The organism is Salinisphaera sp. Q1T1-3, assembly GCF_003602005.1.
Taxonomy (GTDB): domain Bacteria; phylum Pseudomonadota; class Gammaproteobacteria; order Nevskiales; family Salinisphaeraceae; genus Salinisphaera.
Genome location: NZ_QZWD01000012.1, coordinates 1 through 18,453, shown reverse-complemented (window position 1 = coordinate 18,453; position 18,453 = coordinate 1). Strand labels below are relative to the sequence as shown.

14 protein-coding genes are annotated in these 18,453 nt (G+C 60.3%); 11 read left to right on the top strand and 3 right to left on the bottom strand.

Features of this window, described 5'->3' with window-relative positions:
- The first annotated feature begins 52 nt into the window (after positions 1-52).
- The 3 genes from D3260_RS11795 to der are packed head-to-tail and all read left to right on the top strand — an operon-like array spanning position 53 to position 3,300.
- Entirely contained in the window at positions 53-745 is a 693-nt protein-coding gene (locus tag D3260_RS11795) for a tetratricopeptide repeat protein (RefSeq protein ID WP_120098807.1), read from the top strand.
- A complete protein-coding gene (gene bamB / locus D3260_RS11790) occupies positions 742-1,917 on the top strand; it encodes an outer membrane protein assembly factor BamB (protein ID WP_120098806.1) in 1,176 nt (391 codons plus the stop codon). Before D3260_RS11795 ends, bamB begins: the two co-directional genes overlap by 4 nt.
- 9 nt (positions 1,918-1,926) lie before the next feature.
- The gene (gene der, locus D3260_RS11785) at positions 1,927-3,300 is read left to right on the top strand and encodes a ribosome biogenesis GTPase Der (RefSeq protein WP_120098805.1); all 1,374 of its coding nucleotides are present in this window, start codon (positions 1,927-1,929) and stop codon (positions 3,298-3,300) included.
- Between the two features lie 404 nt (positions 3,301-3,704).
- Here der and D3260_RS17670 read toward each other — a convergent pair whose 3' ends face one another.
- The 3 genes from D3260_RS17670 to xseA form a co-directional block, all read right to left on the bottom strand.
- Positions 3,705-4,130, bottom strand: coding sequence for a nucleotidyltransferase family protein (locus tag D3260_RS17670; RefSeq protein WP_255415826.1), 426 nt, complete (start codon positions 4,128-4,130; stop codon positions 3,705-3,707).
- A 158-nt stretch (positions 4,131-4,288) separates the two neighbouring features.
- A complete protein-coding gene (locus D3260_RS11775) occupies positions 4,289-5,374 on the bottom strand; it encodes an SH3 domain-containing protein (protein WP_120098804.1) in 1,086 nt (361 codons plus the stop codon).
- A gap of 64 nt (positions 5,375-5,438) precedes the next feature.
- Positions 5,439-6,794 (bottom strand): exodeoxyribonuclease VII large subunit, encoded by a 1,356-nt coding sequence (xseA, locus tag D3260_RS11770; RefSeq protein WP_120098803.1) that lies wholly within the window; start codon positions 6,792-6,794, stop codon positions 5,439-5,441.
- A 157-nt stretch (positions 6,795-6,951) separates the two neighbouring features.
- Between xseA and guaB the strand changes: the two genes are divergently transcribed.
- From guaB to D3260_RS11730, 8 genes are all read left to right on the top strand, one after another.
- The gene (gene guaB / locus D3260_RS11765; RefSeq protein WP_199671485.1) at positions 6,952-8,424 is read left to right on the top strand and encodes an IMP dehydrogenase; all 1,473 of its coding nucleotides are present in this window, start codon (positions 6,952-6,954) and stop codon (positions 8,422-8,424) included.
- A gap of 111 nt (positions 8,425-8,535) precedes the next feature.
- Complete coding sequence (guaA, locus tag D3260_RS11760; protein WP_120098802.1) at positions 8,536-10,113, top strand: glutamine-hydrolyzing GMP synthase; 1,578 nt, start codon at positions 8,536-8,538, stop codon at positions 10,111-10,113.
- A gap of 188 nt (positions 10,114-10,301) precedes the next feature.
- On the top strand, positions 10,302-10,547 hold the full coding sequence (locus D3260_RS11755) for a DUF6364 family protein (protein WP_120098801.1): 246 nt from the start codon (positions 10,302-10,304) through the stop codon (positions 10,545-10,547).
- Entirely contained in the window at positions 10,544-10,951 is a 408-nt protein-coding gene (locus D3260_RS11750; protein WP_120098800.1) for a PIN domain-containing protein, read from the top strand. Before D3260_RS11755 ends, D3260_RS11750 begins: the two co-directional genes overlap by 4 nt.
- 90 nt (positions 10,952-11,041) lie before the next feature.
- The gene (locus D3260_RS11745; RefSeq protein ID WP_120098799.1) at positions 11,042-12,589 is read left to right on the top strand and encodes a type I restriction-modification system subunit M; all 1,548 of its coding nucleotides are present in this window, start codon (positions 11,042-11,044) and stop codon (positions 12,587-12,589) included.
- A complete protein-coding gene (locus D3260_RS11740; protein ID WP_120098798.1) occupies positions 12,586-13,845 on the top strand; it encodes a restriction endonuclease subunit S in 1,260 nt (419 codons plus the stop codon). The genes D3260_RS11745 and D3260_RS11740 overlap by 4 nt, the downstream gene beginning before the upstream one ends.
- A gap of 1 nt (position 13,846) precedes the next feature.
- Positions 13,847-15,007, top strand: a complete 1,161-nt coding sequence (locus tag D3260_RS11735; RefSeq protein ID WP_120098896.1) for an AAA family ATPase — start codon at positions 13,847-13,849, stop codon at positions 15,005-15,007.
- Entirely contained in the window at positions 15,004-18,153 is a 3,150-nt protein-coding gene (locus D3260_RS11730) for a type I restriction endonuclease subunit R (protein WP_120098797.1), read from the top strand. Before D3260_RS11735 ends, D3260_RS11730 begins: the two co-directional genes overlap by 4 nt.
- The last annotated feature ends 300 nt before the right edge of the window (positions 18,154-18,453 follow it).

Here is an 18,453-nt window from a genome sequence, read left to right as displayed (position 1 = left end):
AACCGACACCGAGACCGCCACCGAGGCGGCGTGCCTGATTCAAGGGGATTGCATGGCCCAACTGGAAAACGAAGAGTTCGATACCGCCCGACGCTGGTGGCGCAAGAACGGCACGGCGGCCATCGTCGGCATCGTCATCGGTGTCGTGGTGCTCGCCGGTTGGTACGGCTGGCACTGGTATCAGGCACGCCAGAACAACCAGGCGGCCGACATGTACGCCCAGGTCTCCAATGGCATCGGGCAGGGCAATGTCACCGGCGGCATGGTCAATCTCGTCAACACGCTCCAGAGCGACTATGCCGGCACGCCATATGCCGGCGCAGCTGCGCTGGCGCTGGGCGGTTATTACGTCGACCAGGGGCAGCTGGACAAGGCCGCGCCGCGCCTCGACTGGGCTGCGAACAACGCGCAGGACAAGGGCATGCGGGCCATCGCCACGGTGCGTGATGCCCGGATTCGCTGGGCGCAGAACAAGCCTGATGCAGCACTGAAACTGCTCGACGGCGATCATCCGCCGGCTTTCGATGCGCTGTTTGCCGAGCTGGCCGGCGATATCCATCTGGCCCAGGGCGATCGGCAGGCCGCCCACGCGGCTTTCCGGAAAGCACTCGACCGGTTGCCTTCCGACGTGCCGCGACAGCCCTTGACCGAAAAACTCCAGTCGAGCGCGCCGGCTGGCGCGACGTCGTCCGATGCGGATTCTGCCTCGGACTCGGCCTCCAACAACGCTTCCGACGCATCATGAGAAATCTTCGACACGCGTTCGCTCCGCTGGCGCTGCTCCTGGCAGTGTCCACGCTCGGTTTGACGGGCTGCGGTGGCGGCAAGAGCATTGCCCAGCCGAAACCGCTGACCGATCTGCCGGCACCGACCTATCGCATGCAGGTCGTCTGGCACAGCAACGGCGGCAAGGGCCAGGGCAAGTACGAGGACGGCTTCGTGCCCGCGGTTTCCGGCAACCGGGTCTATACCGCGAATCGCGACGGTGAGGTCGCGGCCTTCAACCTGGCCAACGGCCGGCGTCTGTGGCATACGCGTCTCGATGCCACGCTGGCCTCGGGCCCGACGACGGTCGACGACCGGCTGCTCGTCGGCACGCGGGACGGCCAGGTCATCGCCGTCTCGGCCGATGACGGGGCCAAGCAGTGGCAGACCGATCTGTCCAGCGAAGTGATCGCGCCGCCGGCCGGTGCCGACGGTATCGCGGTCGCGCGGACGGTCGATGGACACGTCGCTGCCATGGATCTGGCATCCGGCAAGCGGCTGTGGACGATCGAGGGCACGGTGCCCAACCTGACCATGCGCGGGACATCGACGCCGAAGATCCGCAACCAGACCGTCTACATCGGCATGGACAGCGGCAAGATGCTGGCGCTGGACCTGCAGACCGGCGAACAGAAATGGTCGCAGACCGTGGCACTGCCGGACGGTCGCTCGGAGCTGGACCGCATCGTCGATGTCGACGCCGCGCCGCTGCTCGATGGCGACACGATCTTCGCGGCCAGCACGGGCGATGTCGTGGCCGCGCTATCGCGCAACACCGGCCAGATCCGCTGGAAACACGCGATCGCCTCCGGCCTGAACATGGCGCTGGACAATGGCCAGCTCTATGTCACCGGGCTGGACGGCGTGGTATGGGGCGTCTCGGCGGCCAACGGCGAACCGGCTTGGAAGAACGACAGCTTCCAGTACCGCAAGGTCTCGGCGCCGACGGTCCTGGACGGCAATGTCCTGGTCGGCGATTACAAAGGCTATCTGCACTGGTTGTCGCGCGATGACGGGCACGAGATCGCCCGCGGCCGGCCGTTCGGGCAAGCGATTCGCGCCCAACCGGTCGTCGTCGATGGCAACCAGGCCATCGTGCTCGGTGCGGACGGCGAACTGGCGCGTGTGCGCTTCGTGCCGAACGGGCAGTAGGGCCTTTTCATGTCCGAACTCGGGGCCGCGCTGCCGGTCGTCGCACTCGTCGGTCGGCCGAACGTCGGCAAGTCCACGCTGTTCAACCGGCTGACGCGCTCGCGCGATGCGCTGGTTGCCGACCAGCCTGGCGTCACGCGTGACCGGCACTATGGCTATGCCGTGCACGCCGGTCAGCGCTATATCGTGGTGGATACCGGCGGGATCGGTCAGGACGACGAGGATATTGACGCCCGCGCACTCGCCCAGACCAACGCCGCGCTGGAAGAAGCCGACGTCGTTCTGCTCGTGGTGGATTATCGCCAGGGCATCATGAGCGGCGACGAGGCGATCGCAGCGCAGCTGCGTCGTCAGGGCGCGCGGGTGATCATCACCGTCAACAAGAGCGAAGGCCAGACCACCGTGGGTGCGTCGGCCGAATTCCACGCCCTGGGGCTGGGCGATCCGTGGGCGATCTCGGCCGAACACGGCGATCGCGTCAATCTGCTGCTCGATGATGTCTTCGCCGATCTGCCGTCGCCGCGCGCCGCGGTTCGGGCCCATCGCTCGGATGCCGTCCGCCTGGCGGTGCTCGGCCGCCCGAATGCCGGCAAGTCGACGCTCGTCAATCGTTTGATTGGCGACGATCGCATGCTCACCCAGGACGCGCCCGGCACCACGCGCGATGCTGTGGCCAGCGAATTCACGTTCGACGACAAGCCCTACGTGATCGTGGATACCGCCGGCGTGCGGCGTCGGGCACGAATCGACGACGCGCTGGAAAAAATCAGCGTCATCAAGGCCATGCAGGCGGCTGAGCAGGCGCAGGTGGTATTGCTCGTCATCGACGGGGCCGCTGGGCTATCCACACAGGACATCCGCCTGCTCAATCTGGTGGTCGAGCGTGGGCGGGCCGCGGTCATCGCGGTGAACAAATGGGACGGGCTCGATGCCCGGTATCGCGAGCGCCTGCACGCGGATCTGGTCGAGCGGATGGGCGTTTTCGATTTTCTGCCGCTGGTCTTCATCTCGGCGTTGCACGGCTCTGGCCTGCGCAATCTGCTGGACGCGGTCCAGGCATCGCATCGCGCTCTGTTTGCCGAGCTGTCCACGCCGCAGCTCTCCCGCGCGCTGGAGGCGGCGGTGGAAGCCCATGCGCCACCGGCGATTCACGGGCGTCGGATCAAGCTCCGGTTCGCGCATCAGGGTGGCCAGAACCCGCCCAAGATCGTGGTCCACGGCAACCAGACGCAGCGTCTGTCCGCCGAGTACAAGCGCTATCTGGTCCGGCGTTTCCGTGAACACTTCGATCTGTTCGGCACGCCGATCCATCTGGTGTTCAAGAACAGCGAGAATCCGTACGCGGACAAGGCGAAGGCCAGACCCAGGCCGCGCCGGCGCTGATTCGGTGCACAGCGGCCATCGTCGGCCCCGACCCTCGGTTCATGCAGACCGCGGATGGTTCGCCGGGGGGCGGCCAGGATATCGGCCAAGCCATGGATGCGCGTCGCGGGCAGCGGGCCCGGTACGGCGGCATCGGTTTCGATGATCGGGTGGCCGTGCGTCTTGCGCGTCGCGCCCACGCCGGGCCAAGCCTGACTCGAGGCGCGGCGCCGATCGAAACGGTGGTTCTCAGAGCCCGGTCATATTCACCGACATCGCTACAGGGCGGTTGTCGGCACCCGGAATCGGCCGCCTGCCGCTGATGCAGTCGGTTCGATATGTTCGGTGTCGGTGGGCCAGGGCCGGACGGTCAGTGCCGGCCACAGGCTGGACCAGCGACGAGTCTTGGCCTGGTAGATTTTCGGTCACGCGCGTCGCGGGTTCGGGCGCAGCGTCATGGCGAACAGGTCATGAAAGCCGAGCGGCGCATAGACTTCGTGCTCGTCTCCGAGACGGCGCACGCCGAAACAGGGCGACTGGTTCAGAAAGTGGTCGATACCGTCGCAGCTGCTTGTCAGGGGCGCACAGGCTTGGCCGAATTTCTCGGCATACCAGCGATGCACCCGTGCCTGATTGCGAACCTGGATATCGATCGGCAGATCGGCGAACAGACGCTCCGCCGTACGGATCACCGCGTCTTCGGCTTCCCAGCCGGTATCCGCGTCGTCGAAATAGAAGAGGTCATGATCGAGGATGCCGCGTTCCGGTGCGTGGCCGCATTGCAGATTCCAGAGCGTCTGGAGCAGGCAGCCGGACACAAGCCAGCCGACGGTCAATGCGAGTTGCGGCAGCCGGTCGAGAATCGTCGCATTAAGCGGGTTCCGTCGGATTCAATATAGGCATCGGACCTCGGGCGCTGGTTCATGCATACGGTCGCCCATTGACGACACAGTCGCGTCAGGCTGCGGGCCCGGTCTCTACCGTCCCCGCAGCCTGTCTGCGACGCGGCCTACTGCTTCTTGAGCAGGAAGTCGGCGACCCAGCCTTTCTTGCCATCCGCGAACTGGACATAGCTCCATTTGTTCTCGGACTTCACGATCTCGACCGTATCGCCTTTCTTCGCCTGCCTGAGCACATCCGACTTGGTCGTCGGCTTGCTGCGAATATTGACGACGTTGCCGGTGATGGTCGCCTTCGGCAGTTCCGGCTTCGGCGGTTCGGCCGGTTTGGGCTCGCTGGGCGCCGGCGCCGGTTGGGCCGGCTTCGCGCTGGCGGTGTCTTCAGCCGGTGCCGGTGCCGGTTTCGGCGCCGGACACTGGTGGAACAGCCGTTTGAACCAGTTGCAGTTGTCTGCCTGCTTACCCGATTCGTCAGCCTTGCCGGCACTGCCGCCGCCCTTGTAGGACGACGCTGTTTCGGCGTTATAGGGCTCGGTATGGCCGTCGTTGAATACCAGATGCGGGTACATCTTCTGTGGTTCGACGACGAGTTTACCGACGTTGATGCTGCTGTCGCGGGCGTCCGGCATCGATGTGGGTTTCTTGCCGTCCACATAGAACTGCCAGAGTTCGGTATGCAGGGTGTTGCCTTCGCGTTTCCAGCCGAGCACCACGCCCTGGTTGTTGTAGGTGTAGTACAGGCGCCGGATCTGCATCCAGATCATGGCATCGTCCATGTTCTCGAAGTGGCGCTCACCCTCTTCATAGCGCAACTTCGTGATGCCGTTGGCGTTGTCCCAGACCTTGGGCGTGCCATCGTAGGTCAGCCCGTTGGTCTTGCCGCCGGCGAACGACGACGCGCGCGGGTCGACGATAGCGCCGCGACGCAGCCCGTCCCAGTCGAACACGCGACGCAGACCGGGGCCGGCCTCGATCTTCATCTTGCCGGCGGCCGTATTGGCCACGACCTGCTGGCCGTCCTTGAGAACGACGTGTGCGCTCGAAGGCACATTCGGCCCGGCGTCGGGAATGGGCGGCGGATCAGGTGTCACCAGGCGGGGACCACCGGTGACACAGCCGGTCAGGGCAATTGCCGAAGCCAGTGCCGAAGCAGTGGCCAGGCGTCGCATCGTGATTGCGTGCGGCGAACTCGTCATGATCGAAAGTCAAACCCCTTGCAGATGTCGCGGCGATCGCTGTGCGCACGACGATGTGATTCAGTCAGTCCGTCTCGGGTCCCCTGCGTGATTGCACCTCGCAATCCAGCCGCCCTCGTGCCAGATCGATCGCGATGTGATCGCCCGGGGACACGGCTTCGGCCGTGCGAATGACCCGACCGTCGACATCGCGAGCTATAGCATACCCGCGCGCCACCGTTTGCAAAGGGCTGACCCCGTGCAGGGCGCGCACGACACCGCGTACCCGTGTCTCGGCCTGGCGATATCGCTGCAGGCCCGCTCGATCAAGCCGTTGCGCGAGCCCGGCGACGTGACGCTGCTGCCGCGCGACCCGCGTGGCAGGGCGGCTGCGCTGCAATCGGTCTTCGACTAATTGCAGAGAGCGACGCGCCGCCGCCAGGCGTGTGTTGGCGATGCGCTGCAGCCGCATTTCCGCCTCGTCGAGCCGTTGCGCGGCGGTTTCGAGACGGCGGCGCGGGCGTTGTCGATCCAGTCGCTGATGCAGCGCGGCGAGCCGGCGCTGGTTTTCGACCAGACGGCCGATCATGCGCTGGGCCAGACGTTGTTCCATCTGGGGCAGGCGGGCACGGGTGGCCGACAGATCCGGGCAGACGAGTTCCGCGGCCGCCGACGGCGTGGCGGCACGCACGTCGGCGGCCAGGTCCGCGATGGTGACATCCACCTCGTGGCCGACGCCGGAGACCACGGGCACGGGGCAGGCCACCACAGCGCGGGCGACGCGTTCATCGTTGAAGGCCCACAGATCCTCGAGCGAGCCGCCGCCACGCACCAGAAGCAGCACATCGCAATCGGCCCGTTCGCCGGCTCGCGTCACGGCCTGGCTGATCGCAGGGGCCGCGGCCTCGCCCTGAACCGGAACGGGGTAGACACGCACCGCACCGAGCGGGTAACGACGCGACACCACGGACAGCACGTCACGAATCGCCGCGCCGGTGGCCGACGTGATCACGCCGATGCGCGCCGGGCTGGCGGGCAGGGTGCGCTTGCGCTCGGCAGCGAACAGCCCTTCGGCATCCAGCCGGGCTCGTAGTTCTTCGAAGGCCCGTTGCAGTGCGCCGGCGCCGGCGTCCTCGGCATGCTCGACGATGAGCTGGTAGTCACCACGGGCGGCATACAGGCTCACCCGCGCCCGCACCCGGATCTGGGTGCCGTTGTCGAGGGCGACACGCAGTAGCCGGGCCTTGTTGCGAAACAGCGCACAGCGCACCTGCGCCTCGCCGTCCTTCAGCGAGAAATACACGTGTCCGGAGCGCGGCCGGGCCAGGTTGGAGATCTCGCCCTCGACCCAGAGCAGGCCGAAACTGTGTTCGAGCAGATCGCGCACGGCGTGATTGAGCTCGGTCACGGAAAAGACAGTGGGCGTTTCGCCTGGGCGCATGCAGTTCTCGCGGGCCGGTGCGATGCGACGAGCGCACGGCCGGATGATGTTTCGGGCGTGATCGCAACCCGGCTTGCCTGTATAATCCGCAGTCTTTGCGGCGTCGCTTGCGCGTAGATGGTCACGCAAAGCAGCGTCGCTCACACCGCGCGAGCCTATGACCCTGAGAATCAACGAGCAAGCCCTGACGTTCGACGATGTGCTGCTCCAGCCTGCGTACTCGGACGTGCTGCCCCGCAACGTGGACCTGTCCACGCGGCTGACGCGCGGCATCACGCTGAACATACCGCTGGTCTCGGCGGCCATGGATACCGTCACCGAGGCCGCGCTGGCCATTGCGCTGGCCCAGGAAGGCGGCATCGGCATCATTCACAAGTCGATGTCGGCCGAGGCCCAGGCGCGCCATGTGCGCCAGGTCAAGAAATACGAATCCGGTGTCATCTCGGACCCGATCACCGTGCGCTCCGATGCCACGATTCGCGAAGTCCTGGAACTGACCCGCCAGCACGGCATCTCCGGCGTGCCGGTTGTCGACAACGGCCAGCCGATCGGCATCGTCACGAGTCGCGATCTGCGTTTCGAGACCCGCTTCGACGCGACCGTCACCAATGTGATGACCCCGCGCGAGCAGCTGGTCACCGTGCGCGAAGGGGCGCCGCGCGACGAGATCCTGTCGTTGTTCCATGCCCATCGCATCGAAAAGGTCCTGGTCGTCAACGACGACTTTGCGTTGCGCGGCATGATCACGGTCAAGGACATCCAGAAGTCCACCGACTTTCCCAACGCCTGCAAGGACGCCAACGGCAGCCTGCGCGTCGGCGCGGCTGTGGGCCCCGGTCCGGATGCCACCGACCGCGTGGCCGCCCTTGTGGAGGCGGGCGTGGATGTCGTGGTTGTCGATACCGCGCACGGCCATTCCTCGGGCGTACTCGCCACCATCAAGGAACTCAAGACGCGGCATCCCGAGCTGCAGATCATCGGCGGCAACGTCGGCACGGCCGAAGGCGCACGTGCCTTGGTCGAGGCCGGCGTGGACGCGGTCAAGGTCGGCATCGGGCCCGGCTCGATCTGTACGACGCGCATCGTCGCCGGTATCGGCGTGCCGCAGATCTCGGCGGTGGCCAACGTGGCCGACGCGCTGGCCGATACCGACGTACCGGTGATTGCCGACGGCGGCATCCGATTCTCGGGTGATCTGGCCAAGGCACTGGTCGCCGGCGCGCACGCCACCATGATCGGCGGCATGTTTGCCGGCACCGAGGAAGCCCCGGGCGAGATCGAGCTCTATCAGGGGCGTTCCTTCAAGGCCTATCGCGGCATGGGCTCGCTGGGCGCCATGAGCGGCAGCCAGGGTAGTGCGGACCGCTATTTCCAGGACCCGTCCGAGGAAATCCAGAAGCTCGTGCCCGAGGGCATCGAAGGCCGGGTGGCTTACAAGGGCCCGCTCGGCGGCATCGTGCACCAGCTCATCGGCGGCCTGCGTGCGGCCATGGGTTATACCGGCTGCCACGACATCAGCGAGATGCGCACCAAACCGACGTTTGTGCAGATCACATCGGCCGGCATGAAGGAAAGCCATGTCCACGACGTGAACATCACCAAGGAAGCGCCGAACTACCGCGTCGACTAGCGGGCGTTCGGCGTTTCGAGTACAGCCGGCGCAGGTCGTTCGCGATCTGCGCCTTCTTGTTTGGGGCCGGCGTTGCACCGGCCGGACCGACCGCAAGCCACGGGAATAGCGATGACCCAGGATATCCACGCCGAAAAGATCCTCATCCTCGACTTCGGCAGCCAGTACACCCAGCTCATCGCCCGCCGCGTGCGCGAGGCCAATGTCTACTGCGAGATCTATGCCTGGGATGTGGCCGATCACCACGTTCGAGATTTCGCACCGAACGGCATCATCCTCTCCGGCGGGCCGGAATCGGTGACCGCCGAAACCGGCCCGCGCGCACCGGCCGCCGTGTTCGAACTCGGCGTACCGATTCTCGGCATCTGCTACGGCATGCAGACCCTGGCCGCCCAGCTCGGCGGCGAGGTCGAGACGTCGGAACAAAAGGAGTTCGGCTATGCCCGGGTCCGGGCCCGCGGTCATTCGAAGCTGTTTGCCGATATCCAGGACCACGTCAACGACGAAGGCCACGGCCTGCTCGATGTCTGGATGAGCCACGGCGACCGCGTGAAAGAGTTGCCCGACGGTTTCAAGCGCATCGCCAATACCGACAGCGCGCCGCTGGCCGGCATGGCCGACGAGGATCGCGGCTACTACGGCATCCAGTTCCACCCGGAAGTCACCCATACGCCGCAAGGCAAGCGCATCCTGGCCCGCTTCGTCCATGACATTTGTGGCTGTGGCGAGCTCTGGACCAGCGAACACATCATCGAAGATCTGGTCGCCCGTATCCGCGAACAGGTCGGCGACCAGCGCGTATTGCTCGGTCTGTCCGGCGGGGTGGATAGCTCCGTCACTGCCGCGCTCATCCACGAAGCCATCGGCGAAAACCTCGTTTGCGTGTTCGTCGACAACGGCCTGCTGCGCCTTAACGAAGGCGACGAAGTCATGGCCACCTTCGCGGAGCACAAGGGCCTCAACGTCATCCGGGCGGATGCCGAAGGCGAATTCATGGCCAAACTCGAAGGCGTCACCGACCCGGAAGCCAAGCGCAAGATCATCGGCAACACCTTCATCGAAGTCTTCGACGCCCACGCCGCCGAACTCACCAATATCGACTGGCTCGCCCAGGGCACCATCTATCCGGACGTCATCGAATCCGCCGGCTCGGCCACCGGCAAGGCCCACGTCATCAAGAGCCACCACAACGTCGGCGGCCTGCCGGAAGACATGACCCTCGGCCTGGTCGAGCCGCTACGCGAACTGTTCAAGGACGAAGTCCGCGAACTGGGCCTGGCCCTTGGCCTGCCGCGCGACATGCTCATGCGCCACCCGTTCCCCGGCCCGGGCCTGGGCGTGCGCATCCTCGGCGAGGTCAAGAAGGAATACGCCGACAAACTCCGCGCTGCCGACGCCATCTTCATCCACGAACTACGCCAATCCGGCTGGTACGACCAGGTCAGCCAGGCCTTCGCCGTCTACCTACCGGTTTCCAGCGTGGGTGTCACCGGCGACGGCCGCCGCTACGAGCACGTCATCGCCCTGCGTGCCGTCGAGACCATCGACTTCATGACCGCCCGCTGGGCGCACTTGCCCTACGAGCTGCTCGAACACGTCTCCTCAAGGATCGTGAACGAGGTCAGCGGGATTTCTCGGGTGGTTTACGACGTGACCGGGAAGCCGCCGGGGACGATTGAGTGGGAGTAGGGCAGGCCCTGCTGTTCTAAAGCAAACCGCATCTCTACTGAAGTGACTTTTCTTCCCGCCGCCAAAAATACGAAATCGGGCGTTTGGGCGTTCTGCACCGTGCGGTATCGAGCTGCGGCCCGTACCGTGTTTTACCCCGCCACCAAAAAGCCGTACAGTTTATTTAAATAAGCCGTACGGTATTGGCGATGGCGATAGAAACATCCAAGCTCACCATTCGTTTGCCCGTGGAGGACGTGGACTTCGTTAAACGGTATGCAAAAGCGAACGGCCTGAGCGTGACCGAAGTCATCGATCGCTATCTGCGGCGTATGCGCCTGCTGGATAACGAAGCGCCGCCAGCTGCGCTGGATGAAATCACGGGTCTGCTACCAGCCGATATGGATGCCGAGGCCGAAATGCGTGAGCGTCAGTCCACCAAGCACGGCCAGTGATTCTTATCGATCTGAACGTCGTTCTCGACGTGGTCCAGAAAAGAGAACCGCACTACAGCGCGTCGGCGGCCGTGATGGGGCGAGTGACGGATGGCCGCGTTGCCGCGTGCCTGCCGGCTCACGCTTTCACCACGCTTCATTATCTGGTGTCACGACACCAAACCGCAGCGATCGCCAACCGCGTAGTGGATTGGCTGCTCAGATATTTCGAGGTCGCCGGTATTACCGATAGTGAGTTGAAAAGAGCAAGAATTTTGGATTGGCCGGATTTCGAAGACGCGGTCGTCGCAGCTGCGGCCGAATCGCATTCGTGTACGCATATCGTGACACGTAACGTCCGAGATTTTCGCGACTCACTGATGCCGGCTTTGACGCCGGAAGAATACCTTTTTGATATCCGATAGTGCGGGGTTGGCACGCTTCAAATCGTTGTCTATTAAGAATAATTTCCGAAATCAACCGTAACCCATTCATATAATTTAAAACCAAATTTTATGACCAGCACCGAACAATTCGATGAACTCAAGCGTCGTATCTGGCAGATCGCCAACGAGGTGCGCGGTACGGTGGACGGCTGGGATTTCAAGCAGTACGTGCTCGGGGCGCTGTTCTACCGTTTTATCAGCGAAAACTTCTCCCGCTACATCGAGGGCGGGGATGACAGCGTGGACTACGCCAAGCTTAGCGACGACTTCATCACCGATGACATCAAGGACGACGCCGTCAAAACCAAGGGGTATTTCATCTACCCCAGCCAGCTGTTCGAAAACTTGGTAGCCGGGGCCAACACCAACGAGAACCTTAACACCGACCTCAAGGCCATCTTCACCGCTATCGAAGGCTCCGCGCTGGGCTACGACTCAGAAGAAGACATCAAAGGCCTGTTTGATGACTTCGACACCACCAGCAACCGCCTGGGCAAAACCGTCAAAGACAAGAACGCCCGCCTGGCCGCTGTGCTCAAAGGCGTCAATGCGCTGGAGTTCGGGCGCTTTGAAGACAGCGAGATCGATGTCTTCGGCGATGCCTACGAATACCTAATCGGCAATTATGCGGCTAATGCCGGCAAATCCGGCGGCGAGTTTTTCACGCCGCAGCATGTATCCAAGCTTATCGCCCAGCTGGCCATTCACGGGCAGGCCAGCATCAATAAGATCTATGACCCCGCAGCCGGCTCCGGTGCGCTGCTGCTGCGGGCAAAAAAATACATGGCTGACCACCTCATCGAGGACGGCTTCTTTGGGCAGGAGATAAACCACACCACCTACAACTTGGCGCGGATGAACATGTTCCTGCACACCGTGAACTACGACAAGTTCAACATCCAGCTGGGCAATACCCTCACCGATCCGCATTTTCGGAGCGATAAACCCTTCGATGCCATCGTCTCCAATCCGCCGTATTCCGTGAAATGGATCGGCAGCGATGACCCCACGCTGATCAACGACGATCGCTTTGCCCCAGCCAGCGTCTTGCCGCCCAAGTCCAAAGCGGATTTCGGGTTTGTGCTGCATTGCCTCAACTACCTGTCGGCCAAGGGACGAGCCGCCATCGTTTGCTTTCCCGGTATTTTCTACCGCGGCGGCGCAGAGAAGACTATTCGGCAATACCTGGTGGACAACAACTTTGTCGAAACGGTCATCTCACTAGCGCCCAACCTGTTCTACGGCACCACCATCGCCGTGAACATCTTGGTGCTCTCCAAACACAAGCACGATACGAGCGTGCAATTCATTGATGCCTCGGGCGAAGAGTTTTTCAGAAAAGGCACCAACACCAACCTGATGACCGACTGTCATGTCGATAAGGTTCTCGAGCTGTTTGACCGCAAGGAAGACGTCGCCCACGTCGCCCAATCCGTGCGCATGGAGATGATTGCGCAGAAGGACTACAACCTGTCCGTCAGCTCTTACGTGGAAGCCAAAGACACCCGCGAGATCATCAATATTGCCGAGTTGAATCGGGAGATTGCTGCCACCGTGCGCAAGATCGACGGGCTACGACACGATATTGATGCGATTGTGACGGAGATTGAGGGATGAGCGAGTTGCAAGACGCTGCAGCCACCGCACGAGTGCCGGCTTTCTTGGAGCGGCTGCTTGATGGCGCAGACGTGGAATGGGTGCCGTTAGGGAACGATCAGTTTTTTGAAATCGCCAATCGAGGCCGACGACCTGTGAATGCATCTCTGCGCGTTCCAGGTGAAACCCCGTATTACGGCGCCAACAACGTGCAAGATTACGTTGAAGGCTATACTCATGACGGCGAGTTCGTTCTTATTGCGGAAGATGGCTCCGCAAGCTTGGAGAATTATTCGATCCAGTACGCGGAAGGGAGGTTTTGGGCAAACAATCACGTGCACGTAGTGGGTGGAAAGGATGAAGTCAGCACCAGATTCCTATACCACATTTTGTCCACAGTAAATTTTTTGCCCTTCTTATCCGGGGGCGACCGTGCCAAGCTCACGAAGGCAAAACTGCAGATAATACCCGTACCAATTCCCTGCCCAGACAACCCCGAAAAATCGCTGTCGATTCAGACACAGATCGGCCGCATACTGGATCGTTTCACCGAGCTGACCGCCGAGCTAACCACAGAGCTGACCGCCCGCAAAAAACAATACGCCTACTACCGCGATCAGCTCCTCACCTTTGAGGAGGGCGATGTGGAGTGGAAGACGTTGGGTGATGTCTGCTTGAATTCCTATTCTGGCGCAACACCGAAGGCTGGTAACGCAAAATACTATGATGGTGGTGAGATACCTTGGCTGCGTACCCAAGAAGTTACCTTTGCCGAAATTCACGAAACTGCGGTAAAAATCACTCAGGCGGCCGTAGAAGAGACCGCCGCTAAATGGATTCCTGAAAATTGCGTTATTGTTGCAATTTCTGGCGCAACCGCAGGCCGGTCGGGGATCAATAAAATCCCTCTTACAACCAATCAGCACTGTTGCTGTTTAGAAATTGACTCTGAGAAAGCACTTTATCGTTACGTGTTTCACTGGGTCAGTAAAAATTATGAAAAATTGAGGGATATGGGGCAAGGCGCCCGAGGCGACCTAAACTCCGGGATCATCAAAGGATTCCGCATCCCAATACCATTCCCGGAAGACCCCGAAGAATCCTTCGCCGAACAAGCGCGCATCGTCGCCATTCTTGATAAGTTCCACATCCTCACACATTCCATCAGCGAAGGGCTGCCGCGTGAAATCGAACTGCGCCAAAAACAATACGAGTACTACCGCGACCTGTTGCTGAGCTTCCCGAAGCCCGATTTCCCCGATGAGGCGGTGGCCTGAGATGAGCCAGAGCCTGCGAGACATAGCCAAGCAACTCCGGGCGAGTGACAAGAAAGTACAGCTGATCTATGCCTTCAACGGCAGTGGTAAGACGCGTCTTTCTCGTGAGTTCAAGACGCTAGTCGCACCCAAGCTTGGTAGCGAACTTGAAGACGACGAAGAGGTGGAAGCCGTTTCGTCGCCTCTGAAGATTTTGTACTACAACGCGTTCACTGAGGATCTCTTCTATTGGGACAACGACCTGGCCGAAGACTTAGCGCCCAAGTTGATGATCCAGCCTAATGCTTTCACGAAGTGGGCGCTGGTCGAGCAAGGGCAGGATCAGAACGCGATAGAGCATTTTCAGCATTACAGCAGCGACAAGCTCAACGCAGTTTTCAATCCGGACTTCTCCGAGGTTAGCTTTTCGTTTGAGCGCGGGAACGAGGCGCGACAACCCAACGTCAAGCTCTCAAAAGGTGAGGAAAGCACGTTTATTTGGAGCGTGTTCCACACGATGTTGGACTTGGTGGTGGAAACGCTCAATGTTGCCGAAGAGGGTGAGCGCGACACTGATCAGTTTAACGCCTTGCAGTATGTGTTTATTGATGACCCGGTCAGCTCGCTGGATGACAATCACCTGATAGAGCTAGCGGTGGATATTGCCGGCATTATCAAGCGCAGTGAGAGTGCCCTAAAGTTCATCATCACCACGCACAACCCGCTGTTCTACAACGTGTTGCACAACGAATTCGGGAATGCAAGTAAGTATCTGCTTCAAAAGGCGGAAGACGGTAGTCACACCTTGAAGAATCAAACGAGTGATTCGCCATTCTCCTACCACTTGTACCTAAAGCGGGAACTCGAAACGGCCATTGCAACCGGTCAAGTTCGCAAGTACCACTTCAACTTTTTGAGAAACCTTCTCGAAAAGACGTCCACCTTTTTGGGCTACGAGAAATGGGCAGATTTGCTGCCCACGACCTCGGACGGGAGAACAAACCCCTACGAATCCAGAATGATCAATCTGTTCAGCCACTCAAAGCATTCAGCGGCAGAGGTGACGGAGCTTAGGGACGACGACAAACGCATGCTGGCGTTTTTGGTAAGCAAGATCAATGAGACCTACCGCTTCAAATCGGCGCCCGGCACGCCCGCTGCAAACGCGGAGCACGGGGCATGAGCGAACAAAAAACCATAGCCGAGACCAGTCAGTTCATTGTCCTCGACCGCTTCCAGCGCGGTCACGAGGTAAGGGAGCAGTATCAGAGCGAGGATGCTCTCGAACATGAGTTCATCCGTGATCTGGAGAATCAAGGCTACACCTACGCCCGTGACATTCGTTCGATGCAGGCGATGCTGGCCAATGTGCGTGGACAGCTGCAGCGGCTGAACGATGTGCAGTTCAACGATGACGAATGGCAGCGCTTCGTTGACCAATACCTGGACCCGGCTAGCGAAAAGAGCACGGACAAAGCCCGCAAAATTCATGAGGACTACATCCATGATTTTGTGTTCGACGATGGGCACATCGAAAACATCTACCTGTTGGACAAACGCAATGCGTTGAATAACCGGCTGCAGGTGATCAAACAGTTCGAGCAAACCGGCAGCTTTGCGAACCGCTACGACGTGACCGTTCTGGTCAACGGCCTGCCGCTGGTGCAGGTGGAGCTCAAGAAGCGCGGCGTGGCCATCCGCGAAGCCTTCAACCAGGTGCATCGCTATAGCAAGGAGAGCTTCAACTCTGACAACTCGCTGTACAAGTACCTGCAGCTTTTCGTGATCTCCAACGGTACAGACACCCGCTACTTTGCCAATACAACCAAGCGCGATAAGAACAGCTTCGACTTCACCATGCACTGGGCGAAGTCGGACAACGCGCTTATCAAGGATCTGGAGGACTTCACCGCGACGTTCTTCCAGAAGCACACGCTACTGGAAGTGCTTTTGAAGTATTCCGTGTTCGACGTGGGCAATACGCTGCTGGTGATGCGGCCGTACCAGATTGCCGCCACTGAGCGCATTCTGTGGAAGATCAAGAGCGCGTATCAGGCCAAGCAGTGGAGCTCGACTGAGGGCGGCGGCTTCATCTGGCACACCACCGGCTCCGGCAAAACGCTGACGAGCTTTAAGGCGGCGCGGCTGGCAACCGAGCTGGAATTTGTCGACAAGGTGTTTTTCGTCGTGGATCGAAAGGACCTCGATTACCAAACGATGAAGGAGTACCAGCGCTTTTCGCCCGACAGCGTGAACGGCTCGGACAGCACCGCCGGGCTAAAGCGCAACTTGGACAAGGACGACAACAAAATCATCGTCACCACCATTCAGAAGCTGAACAACCTGATGCGCGGTGATGACGAGCTGCCGGTGTACAGGCAGCAAGTGGTATTCATTTTTGATGAGTGCCACCGGAGCCAGTTCGGTGAGGCGCAGAAGAACCTGCAACGTAAGTTCAAGCGCTATTACCAGTTTGGCTTTACCGGTACGCCGATCTTTCCGCAGAACGCCTTGGGCGCGGAGACCACGAGCAGCGTGTTTGGGCGCGAGTTGCATTCGTATGTGATCACCGACGCCATCCGCGATGAGAAAGTGTTGAAGTTCAAGGTGGACTACAACGATGTGCGGCCGCAGTTTAAGGCGATTGAAACCGAGCAGGATGAGCAGAAGCTCTCTGCCGCCGAGAACAAGTTGGCGCTGCTGCACCCGGAGCGTATTCGCGAGATCACCGGTTACATCCTCGAGAACTTTCGCCTGAAGACGCACCGCGCCCACATGGGTAGCGGGGAAGTAAACGGCGGCTTCAACGCGATCTTTGCCGTGAGCAGCGTGGATGCTGCCAAGGCGTATTACGAGGCATTCGGCGAGGCGCAGGCGGGCGTAGAGGACAACAAGCGTCTGAAGATCGCGACGATCTTTTCATTCGCCGCAAACGAAGCGCAAGACGCGATCGGCGACATTGCCGACGAAAGCTTTGAGGTGACTGCCATGAACAGCAGCGCCAAGGAGTTTCTGAGTAAGGCCATTGGCGACTACAACGCCGCGTTCAAGACCAACTTTGGGGTCGACAGCAAAGGCTTCCAGAACTATTACCGAGATCTAGCCCTCCGGGTTAAGGGCGAAGACAGCGTCGGGCGCAGGCTCGAACCAGGAGAACAAATCGACCTGGTCATTGTAGTGGGAATGTTTCTGACGGGCTTTGATGCGCCGCGTCTCAATACGCTGTTCGTCGACAAGAACCTGCGTTACCACGGGCTGTTGCAGGCGTTTTCCCGTACCAACCGCATCTTTGACGCCACCAAGACCTTCGGCAATATCGTGACCTTTCGTGACCTGGAACAGAACACGATTGATGCGATCACCCTGTTTGGCAACGCCAATACCAAGAATGTAGTCCTGGAGAAGAGCTACCGGGAATACATGGAGGGGTTTACCGACATTGCCACAGGCAAAACCAGCCGTGGCTACGTGGACGTGGTCGAGGAGCTGCAAAGCCGATTCCCGAACCCGGCCGATATCGTCAAAGAGCAAGATAAGAAAGACTTCGTAAAGCTGTTTGGCGAGTACCTCCGGGTAGAAAACGTACTGCGCAATTATGACGAATTCACCAGCCTGCAAGCCCTGCAAACGCTAGACGTGAACGACGCAGACGCAGTTGAGGCGTTCAAGGCCAAGCATTACCTCAGCGACATCGACTTGGAGTCGATGCAGAAGATCAAGGTGCCGTCCGAGCGCCTTATTCAGGATTATCGATCAACCTACAACGACACACGGGACTGGCTACGACGGCAGAAGGACGGAGAGCAGAAAGACGAATCCACCCTGGATTGGGATGATGTGGTCTTTGAGGTAGACCTGTTGAAGTCCCAGGAGATCAACCTGGACTATATCCTTGAACTGATCTTTGAGCACAACAAAAAGACCAAGAACAAAGAAGATCTGATCGACGAAGTCCGACGGCTAATTCGGGCCAGTATTGGCAACCGGGCAAAAGAAAGCCTGATCGTGGATTTCATTCATCAGACTGATCTTGACGACATTAGCGATAAAGCCAGCATCATTGATGCCTTCTTTAACTTCGCCCAAGCTGAGCAGAAGCGAGAAGCACACACGCTGATCCAGTCCGAGGGGCTGAACGAGGCTGAGGCTCGCCGCTACATCAAGGTGTCGCTGAAGCGTGAATATGCCACTGAGAACGGTACGGCGCTCAATGCCACCCTGCCGAAAATGAGCCCGCTCAACCCGCAGTACAAGACCAAGAAGCAGACCGTATTAGATAAGATTTCGGCTTTTGTTGAGAAGTTCAAAGGGGTAGGTGGGCAGATTTAGTGAATCGCACTGGGATTTCCCGTGGCTCCAACACTTGAGAGACTGGAGCCATGAAACAGAACAGACGGTATTCTCTGGAAGAGATATAGAGATATAGAGATATAGGGGACGGACCCTGAGGGTTCCCCACAAATCAGGTCGATGTTGGATAGCAATAGAGATCGGCCTTAAGAGCTTGCCAGGGCGGTTTTTTGACGTTGGGTATGCGCTGCATGGTTTGTCGTAACAGCGCCCATCCCCGACTCAGCAACGCGATCCGGAATCGTGTCTCGTGCTCTGATCGTGTGGCCAGAGCCGCCA

Excerpts from the sequence above, each read along its gene's own strand:
- xseA (WP_120098803.1), bottom strand. The coding sequence starts at position 6,794 with ATGCGCCCAGGCGAAACGCCCACTGTCTTTTCCGTGACCGAGCTCAAT.
- D3260_RS11730 (WP_120098797.1), top strand. The coding sequence starts at position 15,004 with ATGAGCGAACAAAAAACCATAGCCGAGACCAGTCAGTTCATTGTCCTC.
- D3260_RS11740 (WP_120098798.1), top strand. The coding sequence starts at position 12,586 with ATGAGCGAGTTGCAAGACGCTGCAGCCACCGCACGAGTGCCGGCTTTC.
- D3260_RS11795 (WP_120098807.1), top strand. The coding sequence starts at position 53 with ATGGCCCAACTGGAAAACGAAGAGTTCGATACCGCCCGACGCTGGTGG.
- D3260_RS11755 (WP_120098801.1), top strand. The coding sequence starts at position 10,302 with ATGGCGATAGAAACATCCAAGCTCACCATTCGTTTGCCCGTGGAGGAC.
- D3260_RS11775 (WP_120098804.1), bottom strand. The coding sequence starts at position 5,374 with ATGACGAGTTCGCCGCACGCAATCACGATGCGACGCCTGGCCACTGCT.
- bamB (WP_120098806.1), top strand. The coding sequence starts at position 742 with ATGAGAAATCTTCGACACGCGTTCGCTCCGCTGGCGCTGCTCCTGGCA.
- guaA (WP_120098802.1), top strand. The coding sequence starts at position 8,536 with ATGACCCAGGATATCCACGCCGAAAAGATCCTCATCCTCGACTTCGGC.
- D3260_RS11735 (WP_120098896.1), top strand. The coding sequence starts at position 13,847 with ATGAGCCAGAGCCTGCGAGACATAGCCAAGCAACTCCGGGCGAGTGAC.
- der (WP_120098805.1), top strand. The coding sequence starts at position 1,927 with ATGTCCGAACTCGGGGCCGCGCTGCCGGTCGTCGCACTCGTCGGTCGG.
- guaB (WP_199671485.1), top strand. The coding sequence starts at position 6,952 with ATGACCCTGAGAATCAACGAGCAAGCCCTGACGTTCGACGATGTGCTG.
- D3260_RS11745 (WP_120098799.1), top strand. The coding sequence starts at position 11,042 with ATGACCAGCACCGAACAATTCGATGAACTCAAGCGTCGTATCTGGCAG.